The 14,683-nt window shown below is 71.3% G+C and carries 5 protein-coding genes and 1 tRNA gene; 5 read left to right on the plus strand and 1 reads right to left on the minus strand.

All coding sequences use genetic code 11. The annotated features are described in order from the left end of the window. Positions 1-309: 309 nt before the first annotated feature. Positions 310-382: transfer RNA gene (locus ACI2LW_RS15130), tRNA-Thr, on the plus strand. A gap of 84 nt (positions 383-466) precedes the next feature. Here the strand turns inward: ACI2LW_RS15130 and ACI2LW_RS15135 are convergent. Continuing rightward, positions 467-3,220: a SpoIIE family protein phosphatase gene (locus tag ACI2LW_RS15135; RefSeq protein ID WP_404731636.1), complete on the minus strand. Its 2,754-nt coding sequence runs from the start codon at positions 3,218-3,220 to the stop codon at positions 467-469. 423 nt (positions 3,221-3,643) lie between these two features. Between ACI2LW_RS15135 and ACI2LW_RS15140 the strand changes: the two genes are divergently transcribed. The 4 genes from ACI2LW_RS15140 (at position 3,644) to ACI2LW_RS15155 (ending at position 14,587) form a co-directional block, all read left to right on the plus strand. Further along, positions 3,644-9,187: a HAMP domain-containing protein gene (locus ACI2LW_RS15140; protein WP_404731637.1), complete on the plus strand. Its 5,544-nt coding sequence runs from the start codon at positions 3,644-3,646 to the stop codon at positions 9,185-9,187. Positions 9,188-9,506: 319 nt separating this feature from the next. Then, entirely contained in the window at positions 9,507-10,187 is a 681-nt protein-coding gene (locus ACI2LW_RS15145; RefSeq protein WP_404731638.1) for a two-component system response regulator, read from the plus strand. Positions 10,188-10,615: 428 nt separating this feature from the next. Beyond that, complete coding sequence (locus ACI2LW_RS15150) at positions 10,616-13,441, plus strand: DNA translocase FtsK (RefSeq protein ID WP_404731639.1); 2,826 nt, start codon at positions 10,616-10,618, stop codon at positions 13,439-13,441. Positions 13,442-13,750: 309 nt separating this feature from the next. Then, positions 13,751-14,587 carry a helix-turn-helix domain-containing protein gene (locus tag ACI2LW_RS15155; protein WP_404731640.1) on the plus strand — a complete coding sequence of 279 codons (837 nt, stop codon included), beginning with the start codon at positions 13,751-13,753 and terminating at the stop codon, positions 14,585-14,587. Positions 14,588-14,683 lie beyond the last annotated feature (96 nt).

Consider the following 14,683-nt stretch of genomic DNA (forward strand, 5'->3'; position numbering starts at 1 on the left):
GCCGATGGTACTGCAGGGGGGACCCTGTGGGAGAGTAGGACACCGCCGAACAATTCTTGAAAAAGGCCCACACCAGAAATGGTGTGGGCCTTTTTCTTTTTGCCGTCACTCGACGTCCACGTCGCCCGGTGGGCATCGCCGCCGTGGGTACTGCCGCCGTGCTCGGAGCCGCCGGCGTGGGCGGCATGCACCGCTGGTGCCGGAGACGGCGAGCACGGGCGAGTCCGAGGCCGGTCGTGGTTGGGAGCACTGCCTGGTTCAGGGTATGATCTATTCCGTTGCCGCGAGGGAAACCTCGAAAGGCGACCGGCCCCTATAGCTCAGTCGGCAGAGCGTCTCCATGGTAAGGAGAAGGTCAACGGTTCGATTCCGTTTGGGGGCTCCGCACGAGAAAGGACCCCGCCCGGTGGGCGGGGTCCTTATCTTTGTCCCAGGATCTTTGTCCTAGGGTGTCCGTCCCATGGCGTCACGGATGCAGTCCCGGCACACGCATCGCCAGGATCGCCATGTCGTCCGACGGCGCGTCCGACGCGAAGCGCTCCACGGCGCGCATGATGCGCGCGGCCACCGCGCCGGCCGTCAGGCCCGTGCAGGTGGTCAGGACGTCCGCGAGACCGTCGTCGCCCAGCATGCGCGTGCCCTCACGGCGCTCGGTGACGCCGTCCGTGACGCACAGCAGCACGTCGCCCAGGTCCAGCGTGACCGTCTGCTCGTACAGCTCCAGGTCCTCCATGACACCGAGCAGCGGCTGCGGTTCGGCCGCGGGCTCGACCGTGCCGTCCTGGCGCAGCCGCAGCGGCAGCGGATGGCCGGCGCACACCACCTTCAGGACCGCGCTGCCGTCCTCCTGCGGCCACAGCTCGCCGTACAGAAGCGTGAGGAAGCGGCTGCGGGCGCCCTCGTCGAGGATCGCGGAGTTGAGGCGCTCCAGCACCGCCGGGCCGCCGAAGCCCTCGCGGGCGAGCAGGCGCAGGGCGTGCCGGGCGAGTCCGGTGACCGCCGCGGCCTCCGGGCCCGTGCCGCACACGTCGCCGATGGCGAAGCCGTAGGCGCCGTCGCGGATCGGGAAGAGGTCGTAGAAGTCGCCGCCGACCTCGTTGCCCTCGCCGGCCGCGCGGTAGATGACCTCGACCTCGACGCCCTCGATCTGCGGCAGTCCCGGCGGCAGCAGGCTGCGCTGGAGGGACTGGCTGATGGCCGTGCGCTCGGAGTAGAGGCGGGCGTTGTCCAGGGCGAGGGCGGCCCGGCGGCTGAGGTCCTCCGCCAGTTCCAGGATCTCCTGGCGGAAGTGCTCGTCGGTGGGCTTGCCCAGGGTCAGCATGCCGATCACGCGGTTGCGGGCGACCAGCGGCAGCACGACGGTCTCGCCGCCGACCGCGGCGGCCGTGGCGAGGGTCGGGCCGATGGTCGTGCCGATCCGGTGGTGCGAGTCGTCGAGCCCGAGGCTGCGCATGGATGTGCGCAGCGCCGCCTGGTGCGCCGCCTCGCCGGGAGCGGACCACACGCGGGCGCCGGGGGTGGGTACCGGGTCCGGCGGCGGGATCTTGGACAGCAGCGACTTGATGCCGTCGATCAGCTCCTCGTCCTCGTGCAGGACGTAGGAGAGGTAGGGCTCGGAGGCCTGGTCGGCGATCGTGTAGACGGCGCACCAGGTGGCCAGGGTGGGGACCGTCATCTGTGCCATCAGGGCGAGGGTCTGGTCCCGGTCCAGGGTGCCGGCCAGCAGGTCGGAGGCCTCCACGAGGAAGCTCAGGGAGCCGCGGCGCAGCCGTTCCAGCTCGCCGAGGCGGGCCGACTCCACGGCGAGGGCGATCCGGTCGGCGGCGAACTGCAGGCGCAGCGCCTCCTCGTTGGAGTACCGGCCGGGCGCCTCCGCGGCGACGCCGAGGGAGCCGGTCAGGCGGCCCTCGACCTTGAGCGGGACGGTGACGACCGAGCGCATGCCGGTGCCGCCCAGCAGGGGGACGGCGCCGGGGACGGCGGCGAGGTCGTCGTGGACGGCCGGCATGCGGGCCGAGCCGTAGCGGCCGGGGCCCGCCTCGACGGGGACCCGGGCGAACCGCTGGCGGGCGGAGGGCAGGCCGGTGGAGGCGCGGACCTCCAGCTCGGTCTCGTCGTCGGTGGCGAGGAGCAGGAAGGCGGCGTCGCCGTCGAGCATGTCGCGGGCGCGCTCCACGGTGCGCTGCAGCAGGCCGTCGAGGTCGTCGGGGGCGGGGGAGCCGATGAACACCTCGAACGCCTCGGTGCCGGTCCCGTCGGCGGCGGTGCCCGTGTCCGTGCCGGTGCTCATGCGCAGGGGCGTCTGGAGCACGGCCCGTTCGTGGTCCCGTACGAGCAGGCACACGGTTGACGGTTCGCCGTCGGTGTCGCGCACCCGCAGGTGGGAGGCGTAGACCGGGATGACCCGGCCGTGGGCGCCGCGGATGCCGTAGCTGCCCTCCCAGCGGGAGAGCTGGAGAGCCTCGGCGATGCCGGTGCCGGTGCCGGGGGTGTGCGGCCAGGCCGCGAGGTCGGTGAGAGGTTTGCCGGTGACCTGCTCGGCGGCGTATCCGAACAGTTCCTCGGCGTCCTCGTTCCAGGCGGTGATGGCGCTGCCGCGGTCGATCTGGACGACGGCGACGCGGACCCGGCCGTCGGCGACCGGGAGGAGGTCGGCGGGCAGGGAGGGGCCGGCGGCGCGGGTGCCGACCGGGCGCTCGGGCAGGTCGAGCTGGAACCAGACGTTCTTGTGGGTGGGCGTGTACTCCACGCCCCAGCGGCCGGCCAGGGCCGCGCACAGCTGGAGTCCGCGGCCGCCCTCGCGGTCGGGGCTGCCCATGGTGACGGCCGCGCTCTGGACGGGGACCTCGCGCTCGGGATAGCGGTCGGAGACCTCGATCCGCACCCCGTCGTCGCTGCGCAGGCACAGGACGTCGGCGGCGGTGCCGGCGTGCACGACGGCGTTGGTGACCAGTTCGCTGGTGAGGACCACCGCGTCGTCGACGATGTCGCCGAAGCCCCACCCCTGGAGGGTGTCGCGGACGAAGGACCGGGCGGTCGCGACGGATCGCCCGAGGGGCTCGAAACTGGCGGCCGCGCGCGCGGTGATCACAGAACTCCTCGTCCGGTTGTCGACGTGCAGGCCTTGGTGGCCGAACGGCTCGCGGCGCTGCTCGGGCAGCCGCGGGCCTCTCGGCCGAGGCTCCGGGGACTGTCCCCCGGGAATCACTCCGGTGGTCATTGTGTGCGGCCGCCCTCCGATGCCCGCTCGTTCCCGTGCCACCGCCCAGGCCGGTCGGACCGGCGTGGCTGGACAGCCGCATGCAAGGTTACTTACCTTCGCCGTCCGTGAGGATGCCGGTCAGCAGTGTTTCCGCCCGGAGGGTGTGCGGACCGTGTGCGAAGCTGCCGAACTGTTATGGCCTGGTTCGGCAGGGGTGAAACACTGGGCAGGCTTCCGGTGAAGGTGCCTGGCGGGCCGAGTGCGTTCTCGGTACGCAGGGCAGCAGCTCTCCGTGTGCCGTCCTCGTGTGGCGTGAATGCGCCGTGCGGAGATACGCACGGTAACCGGAACACCGGTCAGTAGTACGAATGGTAGTGCTGGAAGTACGAAGAGTAATACCGGAGCACGGCGGTAACGGTCGATCCCTGCGGGAGGGACACAGTGGAGTCTGGCGCAGCGACGCGGGGCACGAAGACGCGCGCGAAAGGCGGACGGTCCCTGAGCGGCGAACGCACACCGCGCGGTGGCACCACCGCGGTGGACACGGCCGCGCTGAACCGGCTGCTGGCCGCCCTGCTCGCCATGCGCGACGGCAACTTCCGCAAGCGGCTCACGGTGGCCGGCGACGGCGTGATGTCGGAGATCGCGGCCGTCTTCAACGAGGTGGCCGACCGCAATCTGCACCTGACGGGCGAGCTGGCGCGGGTACGGCGCATGGTGGGCCGTGAGGGCAAGCTCACCGAGCGGCTGGAGACCGGTGCCTGCGAGGGCTCCTGGGCCACCGCGATCGACAACTGCAACGCGCTCGTCGACGATCTCGTACGCCCCGTTTCCGAGGTCGGCCGGGTGCTGTCCGCGGTCGCCGAGGGCGATCTCTCGCCGCGCATGGAGCTGCGCACGCAGGGGCAGGAGGGGGCAGGCCATCCGCTGCGCGGCGAGTTCCTGAAGGTCGGGCGGACGGTCAACAACCTCGTCGACCAGCTGTCCACGTTCACCGACGAGGTCACGCGGGTGGCCAGCGAGGTGGGCACCGAGGGCAAGCTCGGCGGGCAGGCGCGGGTGCGCGGCCTGTCCGGCTCCTGGAAGGACCTCACGGACTCCGTCAACACCATGGCCTCCCGGCTGACGGCGCAGGTGAGGGACATCGCGCTGGTGACCACGGCGGTGGCCAAGGGCGATCTGTCGCGCAAGGTCACCGTGCACGTGGCCGGCGAGATGCTGGAGCTGAAGAACACCGTCAACACGATGGTCGACCAGCTGTCCGCCTTCTCCTCCGAGGTCACGCGGGTGGCCCGCGAGGTGGGCACGGACGGCATCCTCGGCGGCCAGGCGCATGTGCCCGGCGTGGACGGGACGTGGAAGGAACTCACCGATTCGGTGAACCTGATGGCCGGCAATCTGACGGCCCAGGTGCGCGGGATCGCCCAGGTGACCACGGCGGTGGCCAACGGCGACCTGTCGCAGAAGGTGACCGTCCCGGCCCGCGGCGAGGTGGCGCAGCTCGCCGAGACGATCAACCAGATGACCGAGACGCTGCGGATCTTCGCGGACGAGGTCACCCGCGTGGCCAACGAGGTCGGCGCGGAGGGCCGGCTGGGCGGTCAGGCGACCGTGCCCGGGGTCGCGGGCACCTGGAAGGACCTCACCGACTCCGTCAACACGGTGTTCCGGAACCTCACCACTCAGGTGAGGGACATCGCGGCGGTGACGACGGCGGTGGCCAGCGGCGACCTGTCGCAGAAGGTCACCGTCGACGTGGCCGGCGAGATGCTGGAGCTGAAGAACACCGTCAACGGCATGGTGGACCAGCTGTCCGCCTTCGGCGCCGAGGTGACCCGGGTGGCGCGGGAGATCGGCGTCGAGGGCGAGCTCGGCGGCCAGGCGCAGGTGCCGGGCGCGGCGGGCACCTGGAAGGACCTCACCGACTCCGTCAACACCGCGTTCCGCAACCTCACCGGGCAGGTGAGGAACATCGCCCAGGTGACGACGGCGGTGGCCAACGGCGACCTGTCGCAGAAGGTCACCGTGGACGTCTCCGGCGAGATGCTTCAGCTGAAGAACACCGTGAACACCATGGTGGACCAGCTCTCCTCGTTCGCCGACCAGGTGACCCGGATGGCCCGGGACGTGGGCACGGAGGGCCGCCTGGGCGGCCAGGCCCGCGTGGACGGCGTGTCCGGCACCTGGAAGGAACTCACCGACTCCGTCAACTTCATGGCCGGCAACCTCACCTCCCAGGTGCGGCAGATCGCCCAGGTGACGACGGCGGTGGCGCGCGGCGACCTGTCGCAGAAGATCGACGTGGACGCCCGCGGGGAGATCCTCGAGCTGAAGAACACCATCAACACGATGGTCGACCAGCTCTCCGCCTTCGCCGACCAGGTCACCAAGGTGGCCCGCGAGGTGGGCACGGAGGGCCGGCTGGGCGGCCAGGCGCAGGTGCCCGGCGTGGCCGGTGTGTGGCGCGACCTCACCGACTCGGTGAACGGCATGGCCGGCAACCTCACCTCGCAGGTGCGCAACATCGCCCAGGTCGCCACCGCCGTGGCCCGCGGCGACCTCTCGCAGAAGATCACCGTGGACGCCCGCGGGGAGATCCAGGAGCTCAAGAACACCCTGAACACGATGGTCGACCAGCTGTCGTCGTTCGCCCAGGAGGTCACGCGCGTGGCCCGCGAGGTGGGCACCGAGGGCATCCTGGGCGGCCAGGCCGAGGTGCAGGGGGTGGCCGGCACCTGGAAGGACCTCACCCAGTCGGTGAACTTCATGGCGAACAACCTGACCATCCAGGTCCGCAACATCGCCGAGGTCACCACCGCCGTCGCCAAGGGCGACCTGTCCAAGAAGATCACCGTCGACGCCAAGGGCGAGATCCTCGAGCTCGTCACCACCGTCAACACGATGGTCGACCAGCTGTCGAGCTTCGCCGAGCAGGTGACCCGCGTGGCCCGCGAGGTGGGCACCGAGGGCATCCTCGGCGGCCAGGCGCACGTGCCCGGCGTGGTGGGCATCTGGAAGGACCTCAGCGACAACGTCAACCTGATGGCCAACAACCTGACCATGCAGGTGCGCAACATCTCCCAGGTGGCCGCCGCGGTCGCCAACGGCGACCTGACGCGGACGGTGACCATCGAGGCGCGCGGCGAGGTCGCGCAGCTCGCCGACACGTTCAACACCATGGTCAAGACGCTGAGTTCGTTCGCCGACCAGGTCACCAAGGTGGCCCGCGAGGTGGGCACGGACGGCATCCTCGGCGGCCAGGCGTACGTGCCCGGCGTGGCCGGCACCTGGAAGGACCTCACCGAGTCGGTGAACCAGATGGCGTCCAACCTGACCGGCCAGGTCCGCAACATCGCCATGGTCACCACCGCCATCGCCAAGGGCGACCTCACCAAGAAGATCGACATCGACGCGCGCGGGGAGATCCTCGAGCTGAAGACCACCATCAACACGATGGTCGACCAGCTGTCGAGCTTCGCCGAGGAGGTCACGCGCGTGGCCCGCGAGGTGGGCACCGAGGGCCAGCTCGGCGGACAGGCACGCGTACGGGACGTCGACGGCACCTGGCGGGACCTGACCGAGTCCGTGAACGAGATGGCCGGGAACCTGACCCGGCAGGTGCGTGCCATCGCGCGTGTGGCGACCGCGGTGACCCGCGGCGACCTCAACCTGAAGATCGACGTCGACGCGTCCGGCGAGATCCAGGAACTGCAGGACTACATCAACAAGATGATCGCCAACCTGCGCGACACCACGATCGCCAACAAGGAGCAGGACTGGCTCAAGGGCAACCTGGCCCGCATCTCCGCGCTGATGCAGGGCCGCCGGGACCTGGAGGACGTGGCCTCGCTGATCATGAGCGAGCTGACGCCGGTGGTCTCCGCGCAGCACGGCGCCTTCTTCGTCGCCATGCCCCGGGTCGACGACACCGACCCCGCCGCCGACCCGGACGACGCCTACGAGCTGCGGATGCTCGGCTCCTACGGCTACTCCATGGGCTCCATGCCCACCTCGTTCCGGCCGGGTGAGGCGCTGATCGGGACGGCCGCCCAGGAGAAGCGCACCATCCTGGTGGAGAACGCGCCCAGCGGCTATCTCAAGATCTCCTCCGGGCTCGGCGAGGCGCCGCCCGCGCAGGTGATCGTGCTGCCGGTGCTGTTCGAGGGGAAGGTGCTCGGCGTCATCGAGCTGGCCTCCTTCACCCCGTTCACCCAGATCCAGAAGGACTTCCTGAACCAGATCGCGGAGATGATCGCCACCAGCGTCAACACCATCTCCGTCAACACCAAGACCGAGCAGCTGCTGAAGCAGTCCCAGGAGCTGACCGAGCAGCTCCGGCTGCGGTCGGAGGAGCTGGAGCAGCGGCAGAAGGCCCTGCAGGCCTCCAACGCCGAATTGGAGGAGAAGGCCGAGCTGCTGGCCCAGCAGAACCGGGACATCGAGGCGAAGAACTCCGAGATCGAGGAGGCCCGCCAGGTCCTGGAGGAGCGTGCGGAGCAGCTCGCCGTGTCCATGCGCTACCGCAGCGAGTTCCTGGCCAACATGTCGCACGAGCTGCGTACGCCGCTGAACTCCCTGCTGATTCTGGCCAAGTTGCTCGCCGACAACGCCGACGGCAACCTCTCCCCGAAGCAGGTGGAGTTCGCCGAGACGATCCACGGCGCCGGCTCCGACCTGCTCCAGCTGATCAACGACATCCTGGACCTGTCGAAGGTCGAGGCGGGCAAGATGGACGTCTCGCCGACGCGCATCGCGCTGGTCCAGCTCATCGACTACGTGGAGGCCACCTTCCGGCCGCTGACCGCGGAGAAGGGCCTGGACCTGTCGGTGCGGGTGTCGCCGGAGCTGCCCGCCACGCTGCACACCGACGAGCAGCGGCTGCTGCAGGTGCTGCGCAACCTGCTGTCCAACGCGGTGAAGTTCACCGACTCCGGGTCGGTGGAACTGGTCATCCGCCCGGCGCGGGGCGACGTACCCCAGGCGATCCGCGAGCAGTTGCTGGAGACGGGTTCGCTGACCGACCCGGACGCGGAGATGATCGCGTTCTCGGTCACCGACACCGGCATCGGCATCGCGGCCAGCAAGATGCGGGTGATCTTCGAGGCGTTCAAGCAGGCCGACGGCACCACCAGCCGCAAGTACGGCGGTACGGGGCTCGGGCTGTCCATCTCGCGGGAGATCGCGCAGCTGCTCGGCGGCGAGATCCACGCGCAGAGCGAACCGGGCCGCGGCTCGACGTTCACCCTGTACCTGCCGCTGCACCCCGGTGAGCTGCCGCCGCACGGCTACCAGCAGCCGGGCTCGGCGCTGGACGCCGACGAGCTGGTGGCGGCGGCCGAGCCGCACCCGTCGGAGGTGTCGGAGCTGTCCGCCGCGGAGATCGAGACCCCGGCGGAGGTGAAGTCGTACCAGGAGACGCAGAACGGCGCCGCGGCGCTCTTCCGCCGCCGCCGCAGGGCCCTGCCGGCGGCCCAGCCGCGCCCGGGCCGCCAGGAGTCGCAGGAGCAGCAGGCCCGGGAGCAGTGGCCCGCCTCGCCGGCGGGCACCGGGCTGGCCGGCCCGGCGTCCGGCACGGACACGGCGTCCACGGGCCACCTGGACGTCCGGTTCGGGGGCGAGAAGGTGCTCATCGTCGACGACGACATCCGCAACGTCTTCGCGCTGACCAGTGTCCTGGAGCAGCACGGGCTGTCCGTGCTGTACGCCGAGAACGGCCGCGAGGGCATCGAGGTCCTGGAACAGCACGACGACGTCGCGGTCGTCCTGATGGACATCATGATGCCCGAGATGGACGGCTACGCCACGACCACGGCCATCCGCAGGATGCCGCAGTTCGCGGGCCTGCCGATCATCGCGCTGACCGCGAAGGCGATGAAGGGCGACCGGGAGAAGGCGATCGAGTCGGGCGCCTCCGACTACGTGACCAAGCCGGTCGACCCCGACCATCTGCTCGCCGTGATGGAGCAGTGGATGCACGGGAAGTGAGGGCGCCGGCGGCTGCCCGGCACGGGTGCGCCCGGCCGGTCCGAAGTGGCCGGAACCGGGTGGTCGGGGTGTCGATCCGGGGTGCCGGGGGCCGTGTAGAAGTGCGGGATTCGGGGAACCTTCTGGTCCCCCGCCGCGTTTCTGGTACGTGCACAGTGACATCGCGGTGACAGGGTGTGGCGACAGGCGGGGTGCGGCTACGATGACCGGCACAAGGACGGGCGGCGCAAGGGAGTCGTCCCCCGGGACGGCACCCGCCGGTGCCATCCCGGTTCCTGCGGACAGGGGCGGCCCCAAGCCGGGGCGAGGAGGGCGGGCCATGGTGCAGAAGGCCAAGATCCTCCTGGTCGATGACCGGCCGGAGAATCTGCTGGCGCTGGAGGCCATCCTCTCGGCGCTCGATCAGACGCTGGTGCGGGCATCGTCCGGGGAGGAAGCGCTCAAAGCACTGCTCACGGACGACTTCGCGGTCATTCTGCTGGACGTCCAGATGCCGGGCATGGACGGATTCGAGACGGCCGCGCACATCAAGCGGCGGGAGAGGACCCGGGACATCCCGATCATCTTCCTCACCGCGATCAACCACGGCCCGCACCACACCTTCCGCGGCTACGCGGCGGGCGCGGTGGACTACATCTCCAAGCCGTTCGACCCGTGGGTGCTGCGCGCGAAGGTCTCGGTCTTCGTCGATCTGTACATGAAGAACTGCCAGCTGAAGGAGCAGGCGGCACTGCTGCGGCTGCAACTGGAGGGCGGCGGCAAGGGCGGCGTCGGCGAGGGCAAGGAGTCGGCGGGCCTGCTCGCCGAGTTGTCCGCGCGCCTGGCGGCCGTGGAGGAGCAGGCCGAGGCGCTGTCCAAGCAGCTCGACGACGAGGCCGCGGACGCGGCGGCGGTGGCGACGGCCGCGCATCTGGAACGCAAGCTGACGGGCCTGCGGCGGGCGCTGGACGCGCTGGAGCCGGGCACCGGGAGCGCCTCCTCCGTCTCGCGGCAGGGCTGAGCCGCTCTCGCCCGCCGAGCGCCTGCCGAGCGCCGCGCGGGGACCCGGGGGAGCGCCGGCGGCCGCAGGGCGCTCCGCCGCACGGCGCACCGGCCGCCCGGCCGCCCGTTCCCGGCCCGGTGGTGACGGGCCTTGCGGCCCGTGCCGGTGACCGGCCCCTCCCGCGCGGTGGTGACGGGCCGCTTCCCGGCCGATGGTGACGGGCCGATCCCTGGCCGGGCGGTGAAAGGCTGTTCTCTGGCCGGGTGGTGAAAGGCCGGCTGTTCTCCGGCCGGTGGTGACGGGCCCGCTTCCCGCTCCGTGTTCACCGGCCGCCTGCGGCCGGTTCATGAGCCGGCGTCAGTTCTCCGTCCCGCCCGTCACGACACGAACGGGTGAAGCCCTGCGCACACGTGTCCGTCGTCGCCTCCCCCGGTAACCTCACACCCATGGCCTCACGTTCCTCCGCAGCCAAGAAGCAGCCCGCGAAGAAAGCGGCCGCTCCCGCGAAGGCTCCGGCGAAGAAGGCCGCTGCGAAGAAGGCACCCGCCAGGAAGGCGCCCGCCAAGAAGGCCGCGGCGGGCAGGCCCGCGCCCAGACCCGCGCCGAGTCCGACCGGAGGCGTGTACCGGCTCGTGCGCGCCCTGTGGCTCGGGCTCGCGCACGCCGTCGGCGCCGTCTTCCGCGGCATAGGGCAGGGCGCGAAGAACCTCGACCCCGCCCACCGCAAGGACGGCACCGCCCTGCTGCTCCTCGCCGTCGCCCTGATCGTCGCCGCCGGCACCTGGGCCGATCTGCGCGGCCCCGTCGGGGACCTGGTGGAGATCCTGGTCACCGGCGCCTTCGGCCGCCTGGACCTGCTCGTCCCGATCCTGCTCGCCGTCATCGCCGTCCGCTTCATCCGGCACCCCGAGAAGCCCGAGGCCAACGGCCGTATCGTCATCGGCCTGTCCGCGCTCGTCATCGGGGTGCTCGGACAGGTCCACATCGCCTGCGGCTCGCCCGCCCGCAGCGGCGGCATGCAGGACATAAGGGACGCCGGAGGCCTCATCGGGTGGGGTGCGGCGACCCCGCTGACGTACGCCATGGGCGCGGTGCTCGCCGTACCGCTGCTGGTGCTGCTCACGGTGTTCGGGCTGCTGGTCGTCACCGCCACCCCGGTCAACGCGATCCCGCAGCGGCTGCGGCTGCTGGGCGTGAAACTCGGCCTGCTGCCCGACCCGGAGGACGACAGCGCCGAGTTCGGCGAGTACACCGAGGACGACGCGCGCTACGACGAGCAGTGGCGGGAGACGCTGCCCGCGCGCTCCCGGCGGCGCCGGGGCGCCCCGCAGGACTTCGACCCCGACTCCGCCGAGCAGGAGGCCCTCGCCAAGAGGCGCGGCCGGCCCCGGCGTTCGGCCGTGCCGCAGCCCGACATGGGACGGCGGATGGACGCCGTGGACGTCGCCGCCGCCGCGGCCGCCGCGCTGGACGGCGCGGTGCTGCACGGCATGCCGCCCTCGCCCGTCGTCGCGGACCTCACCCAGGGCGTGAGCGTGGGCGACCGGGAGACGACCACGCCGACCCCGGTGCCGGGCGCCCGGCCCGGCCAGGACGGCCCGGCCCCGCGCGCCGCCCAGGACACGACGGCCGCCCCGGCCGCCCCTCGAACCCCGGCCACCGGCGCCGGGGACGGCGCACCGGCCGGACGCCCGGGCGGGGACCGGCCGACCGCGGGCGTCCCCGACCTCACCAAGACCCCGCCGCCCCAGACCCGCGAACTGCCGCCGCGCGCCGAACAGCTGCAGCTGTCCGGCGACATCACCTACGCCCTGCCCTCCCTCGACCTGCTCGAGCGGGGCGGCCCCGGCAAGGCGCGCAGCGCCGCCAACGACGCCATCGTCGACTCGCTCACCAACGTCTTCACCGAGTTCAAGGTCGACGCCCGCGTCACCGGCTTCACCCGCGGGCCGACGGTCACCCGCTACGAGGTCGAACTCGGCCCCGCCGTCAAGGTCGAGCGGATCACCGCCCTCACCAAGAACATCGCCTACGCCGTCGCCAGCCCCGACGTGCGGATCATCAGCCCGATCCCCGGCAAGTCCGCGGTCGGCATCGAGATCCCCAACACCGACCGGGAGATGGTCAACCTCGGTGACGTGCTGCGCCTCGCGGACGCCGCCGAGGACGACCACCCGATGCTGGTCGCGCTCGGCAAGGACGTCGAGGGCGGCTACGTGATGGCCAACATCGCCAAGATGCCGCACGTCCTGGTGGCCGGCGCCACCGGCTCCGGCAAGTCCTCCTGCATCAACTGCCTGATCACCTCGGTCATGATGCGGGCGACCCCGGAGGACGTGCGGATGGTCCTCGTCGACCCCAAGCGCGTCGAACTGACGGCGTACGAGGGCATCCCGCACCTGATCACACCGATCATCACCAACCCCAAGCGGGCCGCCGAGGCGCTCCAGTGGGTCGTGCGCGAGATGGACCTGCGCTACGACGACCTGGCCGCGTACGGCTTCCGGCACATCGACGACTTCAACCAGGCCGTGCGCAGCGGCAAGGTGCGGGCCCCCGAGGGCAGCGAGCGGGAACTGCAGCCGTATCCCTATCTGCTGGTCATCGTCGACGAGCTCGCCGACCTCATGATGGTCGCGCCGCGGGACGTCGAGGACGCCATCGTGCGCATCACGCAGCTCGCGCGCGCGGCCGGCATCCACCTGGTGCTCGCCACCCAGCGGCCCTCGGTCGACGTCGTCACCGGCCTGATCAAGGCGAACGTGCCGTCTCGGCTCGCCTTCGCCACCTCCTCCCTCGCGGACTCGCGGGTCATCCTGGACCAGCCCGGCGCCGAGAAGCTGATCGGCAAGGGCGACGGGCTGTTCCTGCCGATGGGCGCGAGCAAGCCGACCCGTATGCAGGGCGCGTTCGTGACCGAGGAGGAGGTCGCGGCGGTCGTCCGGCACTGCAAGGACCAGATGGCGCCCGTCTTCCGGGACGACGTCGTCGTCGGCACCAAGCAGAAGAAGGAGATCGACGAGGACATCGGCGACGACCTCGACCTGCTGTGCCAGGCGGCCGAGCTGGTCGTCTCCACCCAGTTCGGCTCGACGTCCATGCTCCAGCGCAAGCTGCGCGTCGGGTTCGCCAAGGCCGGCCGGCTCATGGACCTCATGGAGTCGCGCAACATCGTCGGGCCCAGCGAGGGTTCGAAGGCGCGTGACGTGCTGGTGAAGCCCGACGACCTGGACGGTGTGCTGGCCGTGATTCGGGGCGAGTCGGCGGGGTAGCAGGAAGGGGTCCGCCCGGGGAGGCGCGCGGCAGCGGTAAGGCATCCGTCCGGGGAGGCGTGCGGGCGGCGGCCCGGCGCCGTGATCCACCCGTTAGCGAGCGGCGGGCAACCGTTTCCCCTGGCCGTACGTCAAGTTGAGCGAGAGGGCCGGTGCCGGTCCCGGGAGGGGCCCGGCGCCTGTCCCGCCGTCGGATTGCCCGGCCATACCGATGGCGTACAAAGTCCTTCCGCCGGGTCGCTCCACCCCTTGGCACCACCCTAGACTGAACGTCCAGCACAGGCGGCTACACGCTCGAAAGGCGCCCCCGTGTCCATCGGCAACTCCCCTGAAGACGAGCGTCCCTTCGAAGACGTTTCCGAGGAAGCCCGCCCCTCCATCGGCCATGCCCTGCGACAGGCACGGATCGCCGCCGGCCTGACCGTCGACGACGTCAGCAGCGCCACCCGGGTCCGCATCGCCATCGTGCACGCCATCGAGGCCGACAACTTCGCCCCCTGCGGCGGCGACGTCTACGCCCGCGGGCACATCCGCACCCTGGCCAAGGCCGTCCGCCTGGACCCGGCCCCGCTGCTCGCCCAGTACGACGCCGAGCACGGCGGCCGTCCCGCCCCCACCCCGGCCGCGCCTCTGTTCGAGGCGGAACGCATCCGGCCCGAGCGGCGCGGCCCGAACTGGACCGCGGCCATGGTCGCCGCGATCGTCGCCGTCGTCGGCTTCGTCGGCTTCACCGCCTTCAAGGGCGGCAGCGGCGGCGACGGCACGGCGGTCGCCGAGGGCACCACGCCCACGACCAGCGCGCCGGCCACGCCGACCCCGAAGAGCAGCAAGCCCGCCGACCAGAAGCCGGTGCCCTCCGACAGCGCCATCGCGGCCGCCCCGCAGGACAAGGTGACCGTCAAGGTGAGCGCGGCCAACGGACGCAGCTGGATCTCCGCCAAGGACCACAACGGCCGGCTGCTCTTCGACGGCCTGCTCAAGAGGGGCGAGGCCAAGACCTTCCAGGACAGCACCAGGATCAACCTGATCCTCGGTGACGCCGGCGCGATCCAGCTGTTCGTCAACGGCAAGAAGATCGAGGACCAGTTCCAGCCCGGCGCCGTGGAGCACCTCACGTACACCAAGGGCGACCCGCAGGCCGGGTGATCAAGCCCCCAGGTGACAGCGGGGTTCCGAACAGGCATACGGATGCGGGGCCGGCCGGGGACGGCCGACCCCGTCGACGTCCGGGGCGCGAGGAAC

It is taken from the genome of Streptomyces sp. NPDC004065, assembly GCF_044903565.1.
Taxonomy (GTDB): domain Bacteria; phylum Actinomycetota; class Actinomycetes; order Streptomycetales; family Streptomycetaceae; genus Streptomyces.